A 15,329-nucleotide genomic window follows, 5' to 3' on the forward strand; every position below is an offset into this window, starting at 1 on the left:
TTTACTTATCAAAACTCCGACCCGCTGCCAGCCGCTCGCGCAGACTCTTCGGCCGGATATCGGGCCAGTTCTGCTCGATGTAGTCCAGACACGCCGCACGGTCGGCCTCGCCGTATACCACCCGCCATCCAGCGGGAACATCAGCGAAGGTCGGCCACAGGCTGTGTTGCTCCTCGTCATTGACCAACACGAAAAAACTGCCATTATCGTCGTCGAACGGATTCGTGCTCACAGTTCTCCAGGCGTTCTCTCGATATACGTGGGGTCGTTCCAAACCATACTGGAGGCCTACAGGCTCGGTCGGAGGTTTCGACAAAGTTCCTGATGTGATCTGTTAAGCACTCGTTACACCTCTTGGCAATTCGGTGCGCGGCGCAACGCTCAGGCGTTGACGTCTCGGAGTGCAGTGACCTGCAGCGACGGTATGGGCGGTCTGCCGCCCGCCAAGAGTACGGTACCCGCGGTCAGAAAACGAACGAGTTACGCTCTCGTTGCTCGTTAGTTGCCGCGCTGGAATACCGGCGAAGCGGCCAGAGCAAGGACCCGCAGATCAGACCGGAAACGCCGGCGAGATGGCCACAGCAAATGCGCGTGCGCCGCGGTAGCTACCGGGGTGCGAGGGCCGATGGCATCGCGCGACTGCCCGGTTCCTCGCTGCCGCCCGGCCTCAACACCGGCCGTTGATCTGACGACGACAAATCAGGCGTACAGCCACCTCAGCGAACCACTCACACTTCGTTAGCTGGCCACGATTGGCGGATGACCTCTTGTGCACGGGATCGCGCCGGAATGTTATGTGTATCACCATTGCTCGGGACAATGACGCATACAACACCCGCTCCGCGGGCAGATTCCACGCATTGATACCGTGCCCTTACCCACGCGATACGAGTAACGATCCCGTACCGGGTTACGAAAGATCTGATGTCGGAGCCAATGGCATGGTTTACTCATCAAGATCTGGTCGCACGCGCCGAACGCCGCTCGTTTGAGCTGACCGCCGCAGGTCTGGCGTGGTGCGATGGAGGTTTGGGCAGGTGTTGGAGCGGTTAAATAGCGAGTCTGTGAACGGGTTGAAGGGGGTGCGGTGGTCGAACACGATGTTCGAGCCCGATCCGACGTCGCCACCGAAGGTAGCCAGGGCGTGAGCGAGCCCACTGGCCGCTTCCGGCGGTTCGGTCGCCGGTCAGCACCCGGATCCCAACCCGATGGAGCTCGAAAGGGTCGGCGGAATCCGGGGGCGGGAGCGTTCAAGCTTCTCGGTCGGCTGTGGATCCCACTGCTGATCGTCGCGGTCCTTACCGCCGGCGGATTCACGGTGTCGCGGTTGCACGGGATATTCGGCTCCGAGAAGCGCCAGTCGTATGCCGACTCCCGAGTCAAAGACAGCAAACCGTTCAACCCGAAGCATCTGAAATATGAGGTCTTCGGAGCGCCGGGGACGGTGGCCGATATCAGCTATTTCGACGTCAACGCCGACCCGCAGCACATCAACGCTGTGACTCTGCCGTGGTCGATGGATCTCTCGACGACACTGCCGTCGATCGTGGGAAACGTGGTGGCACAGGGTAATACAGACACGATCGGCTGCCGCATCATCGTCGATGGCGCCGTGAAGTCCGAGAAGGTGTCGCACGAGGTGAACGCCTTCACGTACTGCGTGCTTACGGCTGCATGAGCGACGAAAGCTTAGGCACGGAGCGGCCCGCGCGACCCTTCATCGCGCGGAACGTCCACCGGTTTTCCATACTCATCATCTTGGGTTGGCTCGGGCTCACCGTCTTCTTCACCGTCGGCGTGCCGCCGCTGGAGGTCGTCGAGCAAGGGCATTCGGTATCGCTGAATCCCGTAGACGCACCGTCCTTCAAGGCGATGGCACGCCTGGGCCAGGACTTCAAGGAATCGAATTCCGGCGCTCTCGCGATGATCGTGCTCGAGGGGGACCAACCCCTCGGCCACGACGCGCACCAGTACTACGACGAATTGGTGCGCCGGCTTGAAGCCGATACGAAGCATGTCCAGCACGTCCAGAACTTCTGGGGAGATCCCGTCACGGCGGCCGCCGCGCAAAGTATCGACGGCAAGGCCGCTTATGTGCAGTTGAACCTTGGCGGTCTCCAGGGCGCATCCGCGGGAGACGCATCGGTCGCGGCCATCCGCGGCATCGTGGCCGGCCTGCCCCCGCCGCCCGGACTCAAGGTCTATGTCACCGGCCCCGCCGCAACCGTCGCGGATATGAACAAAGCGGGCCAGCAGACAGTCACGACGGTCACGCTGGCGAGCCTTTCCGTGATCTTCATTACGTTGCTGCTCGTCTATCGTTCACTCTTTACCGTCATCTTGTTGTTGCTGATGGTCGGTCTGCAATTAACGATAGCCCGAGGAATGGTTGCATTTCTCGCCTATCACGGGCTCATTGGTCTTACCACTTTCGCAGTCAACCTCTTGGTGGCCGCGGTCATCGCCACGGGAACCGACTATGGAATCTTCTTTGTTGGGCGATATCAGGAGGCCCGGCAGGCCGGCGAAGATAAAGAAACCGCTTTCTATACCACATTCAGCAGTGTCGCCAAGGTTGTGCTGGCCTCCGGCTTGACGATTTCCGGAGCGGTTCTGTGCCTGAGCTTTACCCGGCTGCCCTATTTCCAGCCACTGGGACTTCCCAATGCTACGGGTATTGCCGTCGCTGTCCTGGTCGCGCTCACGCTCACGCCCGCGCTTCTCGCTGTTGGGGCCCGTTTCGGTCTGTTCGAGCCCAAGCGGAAGATCCGGGTGCGCGGGTGGCGCCGAATAGGCACGGCGATCGTTCGCTGGCCCGCGCCCATATTCATTGCCACATTGGCGGTCGCCCTCATCGGGTTGCTGACGTTACCCGGATACAATCCGAGTTACGACGACCAGAAATTCATCCCCGAAGATATCCCCGCCAGCATAGGAAATGCGGCCGCGGGGCGCCATTTTCCCGAGTCGCGCATGATGATGCCGGAAATTCTCTTGGTCGAAGCCGACCACGACCTGCGCAACCCCACGGATATGCTGGTATTGAACCAATTGGCCAAGGGCATCCTCACGGTGCCGGGTGTTTCCACGGTTCAGAGCGTGACTCGGCCCGAGGGAACCCCGCTCGCGCACACCAGCATTCCGTACATCATGAGCATGTCGCAGTCGTCTCAGCTGACGAATATGGCGTTCCAAAAGGACCGCATGGCCGACATGATGAAGCAGGCCGAAGAACTGGCCAAAATGATTGCGCTGATGCAGCACATGGTGGGAATAATGAAAGAGCTCACCGCCACCACTCATGACATGGTCGGCCAGACACATGAAATCCAAAAGACCACGGCGGAGTTGCGAGACCGCGTCTCGAACTTCGAAGATTTCTTTCGGCCATTGCGTAGCTACTTCTATTGGGAAAAACATTGCTACGATATTCCCGTCTGCTACGCGATCAGGTCGGTATTCGACGCAATCGATGGCGTCGACGAGGTCAATGACAAATTCACTGAATTGGTGGCAGACCTCGATAAATTGGATTTAATTCTGCCGCAGCTGGTCATACAAATCCCGCAAATGATTGAAACCATGCAAAGCATGCGGACCATGATGCTGACAATGCACAGCACCATGGAAGGAACCCTCGGCCAGATGGAGGTGAATGGCGGCCAGAACCCGAACGCCATGGGGCAGGCATTCGACACCTCCAAAAACGACGATAGTTTCTACATCCCACCGAGCATCATCGACAGCTCGGAGACGTTCAAGCGGGTCATGAAAATCTTCCTGTCACCCGACGGCAAGAACGCCCGCATGCTTATTGCCCAAAAGGGTGATCCGGCAACGCCCGAGGGCCTTTCCCGGGTGGAGCCAATCAGGACTGCCGCCGAGGAGGCGCTCAAGGGCACGCCGCTGGAAGATTCGAAGGTTTATCTCACCGGAACCGCTGCCGTGGTGAAGGACTTGGTCGAGGGCGCGCAATACGACCTCTTGATCGCGGGAGTCGCCGCCCTCTGCCTTATTTTCATCATCATGCTGATCATGACGCGTAGTTTCCTCGCCGCGCTGGTCATCGTGGGTACGGTATTGCTTTCGCTGGGCGCTTCCTTCGGGATGTCCATCCTGGTTTGGCAGTATTTGCTTGGGCTGCAAATTCACTGGACCGTTCTTTCGATGGCGGTGATCGTGCTCCTGGCCGTGGGTTCTGACTACAACTTGCTCCTGGTTTCCCGGATGAAAGAGGAATTGGGCGCCGGCATACACACCGGAATCATCCGCGCCATGGCGGGCACCGGAAAAGTCGTCACGAACGCGGGCTTGGTATTCGCATTCACCATGGCTTCGATGGCGGTCAGCGACCTGCGCAGCATCGCCCAGCTGGGCACCACGATCGGGATGGGCCTGATGTTCGACACCCTGGTGGTGCGCGCCTTCATGACACCGGCCGTTGCGGCGCTGCTCGGGCGCTGGTTTTGGTGGCCGCAACAGGTGCGCACCCGCCCCGCAAGCCAAATGCTGCGGCCCTTGGGATCTCGCCCGTTGGTACGTTCGCTGCTGCTGAAAGAATCGCGGTGAGGCGCGCATGACCACAGAACCAATACCTACCGCGCCCGCCGCGCCCCCCGTCCGGAAGCCGTTCGTAGCGCGCACGCTCCGCAACCTTTCGCTGGTCTTCGTCCTGGGCTGGGTGGCGCTGACCCTACTGGTGACTTTTGCCGTCCCGTCGCTGGAGCGGGTCGGCCGGGAGCACTCGGTGCCATTGGCGCCGCAAGACGCGCCGGCAGTGCAAGCGATGATGCGGATGGGCAAGGTCTTCAAAGAGTCCGACTCGGACAGCTTCGTGATGCTAGTGATCGAGGGGCAACAGGAACTCGGGGACAGCGCGCACAAGTACTACGACAAATTGATGCGCCTGTTAAAGGCCGACACGAAACATGTTGAGCACGTTCAGGATTTGTGGGGCGACCGGCTCACCGCGGCGGGCGCCCAGAGCGCCGACAGTAAGGCCGTCTACGTCCAGATGAATCTGGCCGGCAACCAGGGCACTACGCAGGGCCAGGACTCCATTGCTTCCGTCCGGGACATTCTCGCGAAGAATCCGCCGCCGCAAGGCATTAAGGCTTACGTCACCGGCCCGTCGGCGCTGTTCTCGGACATGCAGGAGGCCGGTGACAGATCGATTTTGAAGATGACCGCGGTCGGCGCGGCGATCATTTTCGTGGTGCTGCTTTTCGTCTATCGGTCGATCATCACGGTGGTTCTGTTGTTGATCACCGTCGGGATCGAGGTACTCGCGGCCCGCGGCATCGTCGCGTTTCTCGGCGATCACAGCCTGGTTCAACTGTCGACGTTTGCCGTCAACCTGCTGGTGGCCCTTGCGATGGCGGCTGGCACCGACTACGGGATCTTCTTCTTCGGCCGATATCAAGAGGCGCGCCAGGCCGGCGAGGATCGGGAAACCGCCTACTACAACACCTTCCGCGGGGTTGTCCCCGTCGTGTTGGGTTCGGGCTTGACGATCGCCGGAGCAATGTTGTGTCTTAGCTTTACCCGGATGCCCATCTTCCAGACCATGGGCGTGCCGTGCGCCATCGGCTTGGTCGTTTCCGTGGTGATCGCGCTGACGTTGGTGCCGGCGATCCTCACCATCGGGGGCCGCTTCGGGTTCCTCGATCCAAGGCGAGCCATCCGCTTCGGTCGGTGGCGCCGAATCGGCACGGCAATCGTCCGCTGGCCGGTGCCCATCCTCGTCGCGACCATTGCCGTCGCGCTGGTCGGTTTGGTCACGCTGCCCGGCTATCAGACCAGCTACAACAACCGGCTCTACATGCCCGACGACATTCCGGCGAACGTCGGCTATGCGGCCGCCGACCGGCACTTCACCCAAGCGCGGATGATGCCCGAGATTCTGATGATCGAATCCGATCATGACATGCGCAATCCGGCCGATTTCATCGTCCTGCACAGGCTGGCCAGAGCCATATTCAAGGTGCCCGGAATTGCCCGGGTTCAGGGCATAACCCGGCCCGAGGGAACACCGATCGAACACACCTCGATCCCCTTCATGCTCGCCATGCAGAATTCGGCCCAGTCACAAAACATCAAATATATGAAGGCTCGCATGGACGACATGCTCGAGCAGGTCCACATGATGGACATACAGATCGCGTCAATGAGACGCCTTTACGCATTGCAGTCGGAACTTACCGCCCTAACGCACGAATCGATCACCAAAACCGACGAGATGACGGCGCTCTTGTACGAGTTGAGAGACCATTTTGCCGACTTCGAAGATTTCCTCAGACCCATCAAGAGCTATTTTTACTGGGAAAAGCATTGCTTCGATATCCCCATATGCTTTGCGTTGAGGTCGATCTTTGACACGCTAGACGGGGTCGACGAGCTGAGCGACAAACTCAAGGATCTGTTGGTGGATCTCCACAAAATGGATGCCTTGCTGCCGCAACTGCTTGAGCAGTTCCCGCAGATGATTGCAAGCATGCAGTTTTTCAAGTCGACGACGCTGACGATGCACAGCACCATGGGTGGAATCCTCGGCCAAGTAGATGTCGACAATAAAGACGCCACCACCATGGGTCAGGCGTTCGACAACTCTAGAAACGACGATTCCTTCTATCTGCCTCCGGAGATTTTCAAAAACGCGGACTTCCAGAAGGCGATGAATCAATTCTTGTCGCCCGACGGGAAAGCCGCGCGGTTCATCATCTCCCACAAAGGAGACCCGGCATCGCCCGAAAGCGTGGACCGGGTAGACAAGATCAAGACGGCGGCCGAGGAGGCGCTCAAGACGACGCCCCTGGAAGACTCCAAGATCTGGCTCGCCGGCACCGCGTCGACCTTCAAGGACTTCAAAGACGGCTCGAAATTCGACCTCTTGATCGCGGGAATCGGCGCGCTGTGCCTGATCTTCACGATCATGCTCATCATCACGCGCAGCTTTGTCGCCGCCCTGGTCATCGTCGGTACGGTGGCTCTTTCGCTGGGCTCATCGTTCGGGCTTTCGGTCCTGATCTGGCAGTACATTCTGGGAATCAAGCTGTACTGGATGGTCCTGCCGATGTCGGTGATCGTCCTGCTGGCGGTGGGGTCTGACTACAACTTGTTGTTGGTATCCCGCATGAAAGAGGAAATAGGCGCGGGTATCAATACCGGCATCATTCGCGCAATGGGCGGTACCGGAAAGGTCGTGACCAACGCCGGTCTGGTGTTCGCCTTCACGATGGCGTCGATGGCGTCCAGTGATTTGCGGATCATCGGTCAGGTCGGTACGACCATCGGCCTCGGGCTGTTGTTCGACACCCTGATCGTCCGCTCGTTCATGACTCCCACCATCGCCACGTTGCTCGGACGCTGGTTCTGGTGGCCGCAGGTAGTCCGGCCGCGCCCGGCCAGTCAAATGCTGCGGCCGGAAGGCCCCCGTCCGCTGGTTCGCGCTTTGCTAGGCCAGGAGCACGCTGGGGACGCGCCTACGGCCGAAATCCCAAGGCAGTCAGTCTAGTTGGCGACGCCGATTGCGAGTGGGGAAAAGTTTGAGCACATTTCGCAAATAGAACAGTTGCGCGCTGGACCTTTTGCGGCGGCGCTCGAAAAGCACTGTCCTGGACCATTTAACAGCAAAACCGTCAACGCACTGGCGCCAACGATGGAATACTCCCTACCGTGAGCTCACTGGCAATCGAAGTCGACGGCCTTGCGAAGACATTCGGGCGAAACACGCCTGCGCTGAGTGGCGTCAGCTTCTCGGTTCCACCGGGAACAGTTTGCGGCCTGCTCGGCCACAACGGCGCCGGCAAGACCACCACGATCAACATCCTGTCTACGCTGATCCGTCCAAGTTCAGGCCGGGCCACTGTCGCCGGATACGACATTGCGCGCCAACCCGCGCAGGTGCGCGCCAGCATCTCGATGACCGGGCAGTTCATCACGTTAGACATGTTGCTCACGGGCCGGGAGAACCTAGTCCTATTCGGCAGACTTCGCGGGCTGCGTCGCAGCCAAGCGAAGGCCCGGGCTGACGAACTGATCGAACGGTTCGATCTTGTCGCTGCCGCCGACCGGGCAATATCCACCTATTCCGGAGGCATGCAACGGCGCGCTGACCTCGCCGCGGCACTAATGGTGTCGCCTAAGGTGCTCTTCCTCGACGAACCGACCGCCGGGTTGGATCCGCGCACCCGCCGCGATGTGTGGGCCCTGGTGAGCTCCTTGGCCGAGCAGGGAGTCACGGTGCTGCTGACCACGCAGTACCTCGAAGAGGCCGACATGTTGAGCGACTCGATCGTCGTCATCGATCAAGGAAAGGTGATCGCCAGTGGCACCGCCGAGGAACTGAAGCGCCGCGCCGGCACCGGCTATTGCCAGGTGAGCCCGGCAAATCCGGACGACCTGCCCCAGGTCGCGGCGGCTCTGACGGGACTAGACGGAGTCGTCGTCAACGGCGACACCAACTCGGTGTCGGTGGTTGCCCCCGCCGGAGTGGCTACCCTGGCCGACGTGTTTCGCCGCGTCGATGCGCTCGGTGTCGAACTGGCCGACATTTCGCTGCGTAAGCCGTCGCTGGACGAGGCGTTCCTGCACATCACGGAACGGACCGTCGCCCAATCGTGAGTGCCTTGGCCGCCCTCACCGAGCGTTCGCTGATATCCGCGGCGCGCGACGGCGAGATGATTTTCGAAATCGTGTCGCCTGTCGCGTATTTGGCGGGTTTCAGCGTCGCGCTGCACGGCCTGATCGACACCGGGCACCTGAGTTACTCGCAGTATCTGGTGCCCGCAGTGGTCGTCCAGTCGATGATCTTCGTCGGGCTACTGACCGCCGACCGCGCGGTGCGCGACCATCTGAGCGGTCTGGGCAAGCGTTTGCGGACGCAGCCGATCTCCGCGGCAACCCCCGTAACCGCGCGCATGGCGGCCACTCTGGTCCGGGCCGCGCTAGCGCTCATAGTGGCGATGGTCGCCGGCTATGCGTACGGATTCCGAATGACGGGCGGACTGACGAACGGCGTAGCCTTCGTGCTTATCGCGCTGCTATTGTGCCTGGCTGTCGGGCTGGGCGCCGACGCGTTGGGATCGAGTTCGAATAGCCTCCAGGGCGCCAGCTACACGTTGTTTGTCCCCCAGTTGCTGCTGTTTCTATTATCCACCGGGATTGCCCCCGAGAAGACATTTCCCGCCTGGTTGCGTCCGTGGGTTCGCAATCAGCCGGTATCCCAGGTTGTCGAAACGCTGCGCGGCCTCGGCGGCGGTCATGTATTGGTCAACAATTTGGCGGTCAGCTTGGCCTGGTGTCTGGGCATGGTGCTGGTCTTCGGCGTCATCACGGTGCGGATGCAGAGGCGGGGCTCGTGATATCTCATCCCGAAATGCCGGGCTCACTGCTGATCGAGAGCTGGCTGCAAGCCGGTCGACTCCTGATCCGGTGGCGGAGAGACCGAGCTGTGTTGATGGGTTCGTTGCTCTTCCCCATCTTCCTGCTGGTTCTTTACCAAGTGATCTTGGGCGAGCAGGTTCGTAGGGTCACCGGCATCGACAGCGCCTACGGCGTGGTCCCGTTCTGCGCCGTGCTGTCCGCGCTGTTCGGCACCCTGGGCAACGCGATCGGCATCACGATGGACCGCCAGTCGGGTGTGCTCAGCCGGATGTGGGTGCTGCCGGTGCACCGGGCAAGCGCACTCACGGGCCGGCTCGCCGCGGAGGCCATTCGGGCTCTCGTCGGTACGACACTTATCACCGCCCTCGGCATCATCATGGGGCTGCGATTCGCGCATGGCTGGGCGTCGGTACTGGTGTACGTCCTTATCCCGTCGATCGTGGCGGTCGGTTTCACGGCGGTGGTAATGGCCCTCGTCATCCGCACCAAAGGCCGTACCATCATGACCTGGCTGGTGGGCGCGACCGTCGCGCTCGCCTTCCTCAACCCCGCGACCACGCCGATTTACCTCTACCCGAGTTGGCTCCAACCGTTTGTCCGCGTGCAACCGATATCACCACCCGTCGAGACGATGCGGACACTGGCCCTCGGCGGACCAGTGTTGTGGCCCCTGATGATGACCCTTGCCTGGGCGATCTTGCTGCTCGCGGTCTTCGGTCCCTGGGCTGTGCGCGGTTACCGGCGTGCCGCCGAATCCAGTATGTGAGACGGTTTCCCAGGTCTAGCCCCTGGCTTTGGCCCGGACCAGCCATTGACGAAAAACGGATTGGCGAACTTCCTTTTGCTTGAAGAGCGCCAGCGTTCGGCCAGAAATCTCGAAGGCCGCCGCCCAAAAGAATATGGGCAGCCGTTTCCTGAACTCCTTATCGACCATGCTGCTGATGCCGGTCACGTCGTTGTACAACGTGACAACTATGTCCATGTAACGGGTAACGAGCGCCGGGTTGGAGAAGCAGCGGATGTTGAAGTCCCAGTCGGCCCAGATCCTGTAGCGCAGGTTGTAGGGCCCAATACCGGCGAAAAGCTCGCGGCGATAGAAGATCGCCTGGTGGCACATATTCGTCTCGAAGAGCAGACGGTCGAGATCGAACTCGCCGGCATGCCGGGTCCCGGTTGAACGGTTGATCACATCGCCGTATACCAGGTCGCTGGGCTGATGGTCGCCGACGAAGGTGGCGACCCGGGCCAGCGTGTCGACCTCGTAGAGGGTGTCGTCACCGCCAAGGAAGAGTAGCCAGGCCCCGCTTGCCATTGCCACTCCACGATTCATCGCGTCGTAGGGCCCCTGATCGGGACCGGAATGTATGACCAGTCGTGTACCGAGCTCGGAGGCAAAGCTTTTCGCGATGTCGAGGGTTCCATCCGTGGAACCACCGTCCACCAAGACCAGCTCAAAGTCGTTGCTTGTCTGTTGGACGACGCTGCGAAGACAGGCGTCAAGAGTCGCCGCAACATTGAACGTGGGAACGATGATCGAAAACATCGGCGCATTCATGGCGCTAGCTACGTTAGCAGCGTCAGCCCAGGCATGCGCCTCGCCCGCGCTGAATCAATCTTCCTGACGAAAAAAGATGCCGTCGGCCTGCAACATTTGGCCATCCCGCGGATCGACGAAGCACGGCAATAACCCCGTCAATATAAATCCCATCGAATACACCAGATCGAGCGCTTGGTTGATGAGCATTCCACCTTCGTACAAAGGGAGGAATGACAATTCGAGTTGCAAACCGGCGCAACGGTCTTTGATCGTCGATTCGCCACCAGCAAGCACGTGCTGTTCAAAACCCTGAACGTCAATCTTCAGAAAAGTTTTGTCGGTCGGCTTCAAGATTTCCGGCGCGACCGCGTCCAGCCGACGTATCGGCACTTCTTCGGCACCGACATAATTCGCCGGCGGGTAGGCGTCCTGATGGCGTTTCAACATTGGTAAGACAGAACTACTTTCGCCGGCATTGCCTGCGACATTGACCGAAATCGTGCCTTCGGTGTCTCCCAGGGCACAACGCCGGCAATCCCAAAGGGGATCGTCCGACGCATTACGCTCCAACCGCGAGAAAGGTTCCGCAAGCGGCTCGAAGGAGATCATTCGCCCCTTGAAGCCCGCCGAGCGTACACCGGCAGCATATTGCCCTGAGTTAGCGCCGATATCAAAAACTACATTCACCTCATGCGATTCAAGGTGCTTGACGAATTGGCGCTTTATATCCCGATCAGAATAGGAACGCGACAGCTGAAGTGCAACGCCACGTGCGATCAAGCCGGCACGACCAAACAAATTCATTCTGTGACACTAACACGCGAATACAGGGGCGGAATGGACTCCCCAACAACGTGACGACCCGAACGTGAACAACGGCTAACCGGCAGGGTTCCGACGCTCTCCCCCACCGCATCGCACCAGCGCCGGCGCGCTCAATTGCGCACCGCACCGGCGTTGGCGCGATACCACGCGACCGTCGCCCCGATACCCTCTCGCAACGCAATTCGGGACTGCCATCCGGTCTCACGCAGAACCGACACATCCAGCAGCTTGCGCGGCGTGCCGTCCGGTTTACTCGGGTCCCACCGAGTTTTGCCGCTGTAACCCACCGTCGTGGCGACCATTTCGGCGATTTCAGCGATTGTGTGGTCGATGCCAGTCCCCACGTTCACGTGGCTTGGACCGTCGTAATGTTCCAGCAGGTGCAGGCAGGCGCTTGCAAGATCGTCGACATGCAGCAACTCGCGCCGTGGCGTGCCGGTTCCCCAGTTCGTCACCTCCGGCACGCCGCCGGCCTTCGCCTCCTCATACCTGCGGATGAGCGCCGGCAGCAGATGCGAATCCGATTGGGAAAAGTTGTCACCCGGTCCGTAGAGATTGGTTGGCATCGCAGAGATCCAGGCCAGGCCATATTGTCGTCGGACGGCCTGGACTTGAAGGATGCCGGCGATCTTGGCAATGGCGTAGGCGTCGTTCGTCGGCTCTAGCGAGCCGGTGAGCAGCGAGGTCTCCTTGATCGGCTGCGGAGCGAATTTCGGGTATATGCACGACGATCCAAGGAATAGCAGCCGCGGTACTCGCGCAGCCACGGCCGCGTCGAGCAGATTGACCTGGATCTGCAGATTCTCGGAAAGGAACTCAGCGGGATAGGTGTTGTTGGCCATGATGCCGCCCACTCGCGCCGCAGCATCGATCACGACGTGTGGCTGGGCGTCCCGGATGAAGCCAAATGTCGCGGACCGATCCGTCAGGTCGAGTTGATCGTGAGAGCGCACAACTAGATTGGTGAATCCCGCCGCCTGTAGGCCACGCAGCAGAGCGGAGCCAACCAAGCCGCGGTGTCCGGCGACATACACCGGCAATCCGCGATCCAGCACTCCGACCCGAGTATCCATCCGGTTTCTCAGCTCCAACCTGAGAGGCTGGGCTTGTCAATCCAGGCTTTGCCGTCGCATTCCAATGCCGCGAGGTCCGCGTCCACCATGATCCGTGCGAGCTCCCCGGTGTGGACGGAAGCTTTCCATCCGACCGACTGCGCCGCCTTGGTCGCGTCGCCTATCAGCGAATCGACTTCGGTCGGACGCAGATAGCGCTCGTCGAATTTCACGTACTTCTGCCAGTCAAGCTCGGCATGCTCGAAGGCGGTCTGGACGAACTCGCGAACGGTATACCCGCGCCCTGTCGCGAGAACGAAGTCGTCGGGCTCCTTGGCCTGCAGCATCCGCCACATTCCTTCGACGTACTCAGGCGCGTATCCCCAGTCGCGGACAGCGTCGAGGTTGCCCAAGTAGACGTCTTCCTGGACGCCCGCCTTGATCCGCGCCACGGCCCGGGTGATTTTTCGAGTCACGAATGTCTCACCGCGCCTTGGTGATTCGTGATTGAATAGGATGCCGTTGACCGCGAACATCCCGTAAGCCTCGCGATAGTTGCGCGTTACCCAGTACGAGTAGACTTTTGCCGCGCCATACGGCGAGCGCGGATAGAACGGCGTCTGCTCGCTCTGCGGCGGCGGCGAGGCGCCGAACATCTCCGACGACGACGCCTGATAGAACCGGCAATCCACCTTGGACAGGCGAACCGCGTCCAGCAACCGGATCGATCCCATGCCGGTGGTGTCACCCGTGTGCACGGGTTCGTCAAAGCTGACGCGCACGTGTGACTGCGCCGCCAGGTTGTACACCTCGTCGGGTTCGATGGTGCTCAGCAAGGTGACGAGGCGGGTGCCATCGGTCAGGTCGCCGTAGTGCAGAAACAATCGAGCGTCCGGTTGGTGCGGGTCGACGTACAGGTGGTCGATCCGTGAGGTGTTGAAGGTCGAAGCCCTTCGGATCAGCCCGTGAACTTCGTACCCCTTCGCCAGCAGTAGTTCGGCGAGGTACGAGCCGTCCTGGCCGGTGATTCCGGTGATCAACGCTCGCTTCATCAGAGTCCCCCCGGGGCCGACGCGTCCTCGTCACCAAATGTCCGACATTCCATCATCGCGGCCGCTTCACTCCTCACGTTGCTGCATCTGTAAGGCCCCGCTGTCGACTCATAGTAAGTGTCGCGGGCTAGAGACGTTGAGCGATGGGCATACGGTCGCCGCGGCGGCTATGAATGAAGCGCTTCCAGGGCGCGGCTCAGAGCTTCTCTTCGGCGTTCGTCCGAGTATTGACCACAGGCAATCCTTTCAAAGAAGCCAGTCGCCGCTCGCCGCGCAGATAAGTCAGCCGGCCCTTGCTGTCCCTGGACTCGGCGAACTTGGATGTCACGTAGCCCTCCGCAGCGGTCAGGACCTTGAGTCCGTGCTGCAAGTCGGAGCGAACAAAATAAGCGTTGTTGCCTGCACTGTTGCTGCCGACAAAGTCATATCCCTTGGAACTAGCGAGGTCGCACATCGCCGGCAGCGAGGCGCCGAAGTACAGATTGTTGATGCTCGCTCTACTGAAATTCGGGTCGTAAGGGATCGTGATCGCGCGGTCGGCGCCGAACACGCTGTTGTACTCCATGATCGCGATCGCGGGTCGTACGGCAGTGAGGCCACGCCAGACCCAGTAGTCGTTGCCGTCAATGTCGATATGAAGAAGTCCGATCTCACCTTCGAACCCATGATCCAGCATCAATTGGTCGATATTTTCCACCGTCACGAAGGTGCACGCGCTCTGGAGATCATGGCGCCACGAAATCTCGTCGCGCTTGATGACGGCGACGTTGCGATCGGAGCTATCCATCACCAGTCCGCGCCAGTTGTCGTTCAGCAGCAGGAATCGGGTGTTGGACTCTCGATAGTCCCCGACGCCGAATTCTACGAAGGTCTCGCTCAATCCCGAAAGCCGATGGATGAGCCACTGAATGATGCCGTCGTCGCCGAATTGACTGAACACCGAGAATTCCACGTCGGCTAGGCCGTTGATCACTTCCCGTTCGCACACCTGCCACGTGAGCCCGCGGCCAATCAGAGTGCGCTGCTTAGCTTCGCCCGCGGTCAGGGCTTGCGCGAGGAGGGCCAGCGGATTGAGATTGAGTTGCACGTGAATCCTATTCCGCTGCCCACACCCGCCGCGGCCCGATCCGCGATCACTGAGTCAGCAACTCTATTCTTAGCAAAGCATCTCTATTCTTAGCAAAGCATCGACCCAAGAGGCAATGGGCATTGAGGGTCGTCACGCTGTCCGCTAAGTTGCTTCGAATATCAAGGTACCCAACGGCTTCCGTGACGACTTCCGCGCCAAACACCAGCCAGTAGTCGGATTTTGGCGCCGAGTCGAGAAGCGCTGACGAGGTTGATATCTCGCCATCGTGAACGCGAAAGGTGCTCTGCCGCAGGGGTAATCGGAATGATTTAAGACGCCGATATCCAAGATGGGAGTGCGCTTACCAGAAGCTGGCTACTTGGACCGATCGAAAAATGCTTTCGTCGAGG

Annotated in this window: 12 protein-coding genes; 6 read left to right on the forward strand and 6 right to left on the reverse strand. The window is 60.2% G+C overall.

The window, feature by feature from the left end; all coding sequences use genetic code 11:
• Nucleotide 1: 1 nt before the first annotated feature.
• Nucleotides 2–232 carry an MbtH family protein gene (locus LMQ14_RS15835; RefSeq protein ID WP_085221865.1) on the reverse strand — a complete coding sequence of 77 codons (231 nt, stop codon included), beginning with the start codon at nt 230–232 and terminating at the stop codon, nt 2–4.
• Nucleotides 233–1,267: 1,035 nt separating this feature from the next.
• Between LMQ14_RS15835 and LMQ14_RS15840 the strand changes: the two genes are divergently transcribed.
• The 6 genes from LMQ14_RS15840 (at nt 1,268) to LMQ14_RS15865 (ending at nt 10,150) form a co-directional block, all read left to right on the forward strand.
• On the forward strand, nt 1,268–1,678 hold the full coding sequence (locus LMQ14_RS15840; protein ID WP_267735539.1) for an MmpS family protein: 411 nt from the start codon (nt 1,268–1,270) through the stop codon (nt 1,676–1,678).
• The gene (locus tag LMQ14_RS15845) at nt 1,675–4,569 is read left to right on the forward strand and encodes an RND family transporter (RefSeq protein WP_267730520.1); all 2,895 of its coding nucleotides are present in this window, start codon (nt 1,675–1,677) and stop codon (nt 4,567–4,569) included. Before LMQ14_RS15840 ends, LMQ14_RS15845 begins: the two co-directional genes overlap by 4 nt.
• 7 nt (nt 4,570–4,576) lie before the next feature.
• Nucleotides 4,577–7,513 carry an RND family transporter gene (locus LMQ14_RS15850; RefSeq protein ID WP_267730521.1) on the forward strand — a complete coding sequence of 979 codons (2,937 nt, stop codon included), beginning with the start codon at nt 4,577–4,579 and terminating at the stop codon, nt 7,511–7,513.
• 161 nt (nt 7,514–7,674) lie between these two features.
• The gene (locus LMQ14_RS15855; protein WP_267730522.1) at nt 7,675–8,622 is read left to right on the forward strand and encodes an ATP-binding cassette domain-containing protein; all 948 of its coding nucleotides are present in this window, start codon (nt 7,675–7,677) and stop codon (nt 8,620–8,622) included.
• Nucleotides 8,619–9,362, forward strand: coding sequence for an ABC transporter permease (locus LMQ14_RS15860; protein ID WP_267730523.1), 744 nt, complete (start codon nt 8,619–8,621; stop codon nt 9,360–9,362). Before LMQ14_RS15855 ends, LMQ14_RS15860 begins: the two co-directional genes overlap by 4 nt.
• 14 nt (nt 9,363–9,376) lie before the next feature.
• Nucleotides 9,377–10,150: an ABC transporter permease gene (locus tag LMQ14_RS15865; RefSeq protein WP_420714520.1), complete on the forward strand. Its 774-nt coding sequence runs from the start codon at nt 9,377–9,379 to the stop codon at nt 10,148–10,150.
• Between the two features lie 15 nt (nt 10,151–10,165).
• Here the strand turns inward: LMQ14_RS15865 and LMQ14_RS15870 are convergent, their stop codons facing one another.
• The 5 genes from LMQ14_RS15870 to LMQ14_RS15890 all read right to left on the reverse strand — a co-directional run bounded on the left by LMQ14_RS15870 (nt 10,166) and on the right by LMQ14_RS15890 (nt 14,937).
• Nucleotides 10,166–10,939, reverse strand: a complete 774-nt coding sequence (locus LMQ14_RS15870) for a glycosyltransferase family 2 protein (protein WP_267730524.1) — start codon at nt 10,937–10,939, stop codon at nt 10,166–10,168.
• 54 nt (nt 10,940–10,993) lie between these two features.
• Nucleotides 10,994–11,725 carry an FkbM family methyltransferase gene (locus LMQ14_RS15875; RefSeq protein WP_267730525.1) on the reverse strand — a complete coding sequence of 244 codons (732 nt, stop codon included), beginning with the start codon at nt 11,723–11,725 and terminating at the stop codon, nt 10,994–10,996.
• A 131-nt stretch (nt 11,726–11,856) separates the two neighbouring features.
• Nucleotides 11,857–12,819: a GDP-L-fucose synthase family protein gene (locus LMQ14_RS15880; protein ID WP_267730526.1), complete on the reverse strand. Its 963-nt coding sequence runs from the start codon at nt 12,817–12,819 to the stop codon at nt 11,857–11,859.
• A gap of 8 nt (nt 12,820–12,827) precedes the next feature.
• Complete coding sequence (gene gmd, locus LMQ14_RS15885; RefSeq protein ID WP_267730527.1) at nt 12,828–13,850, reverse strand: GDP-mannose 4,6-dehydratase; 1,023 nt, start codon at nt 13,848–13,850, stop codon at nt 12,828–12,830.
• 196 nt (nt 13,851–14,046) lie between these two features.
• Nucleotides 14,047–14,937, reverse strand: a complete 891-nt coding sequence (locus tag LMQ14_RS15890; RefSeq protein ID WP_267730528.1) for an FkbM family methyltransferase — start codon at nt 14,935–14,937, stop codon at nt 14,047–14,049.
• Nucleotides 14,938–15,329: the final 392 nt, after the last annotated feature.

It is taken from the genome of Mycobacterium sp. Aquia_213 (genome assembly GCF_026625985.1).
Taxonomy (GTDB): Bacteria; Actinomycetota; Actinomycetes; order Mycobacteriales; family Mycobacteriaceae; genus Mycobacterium.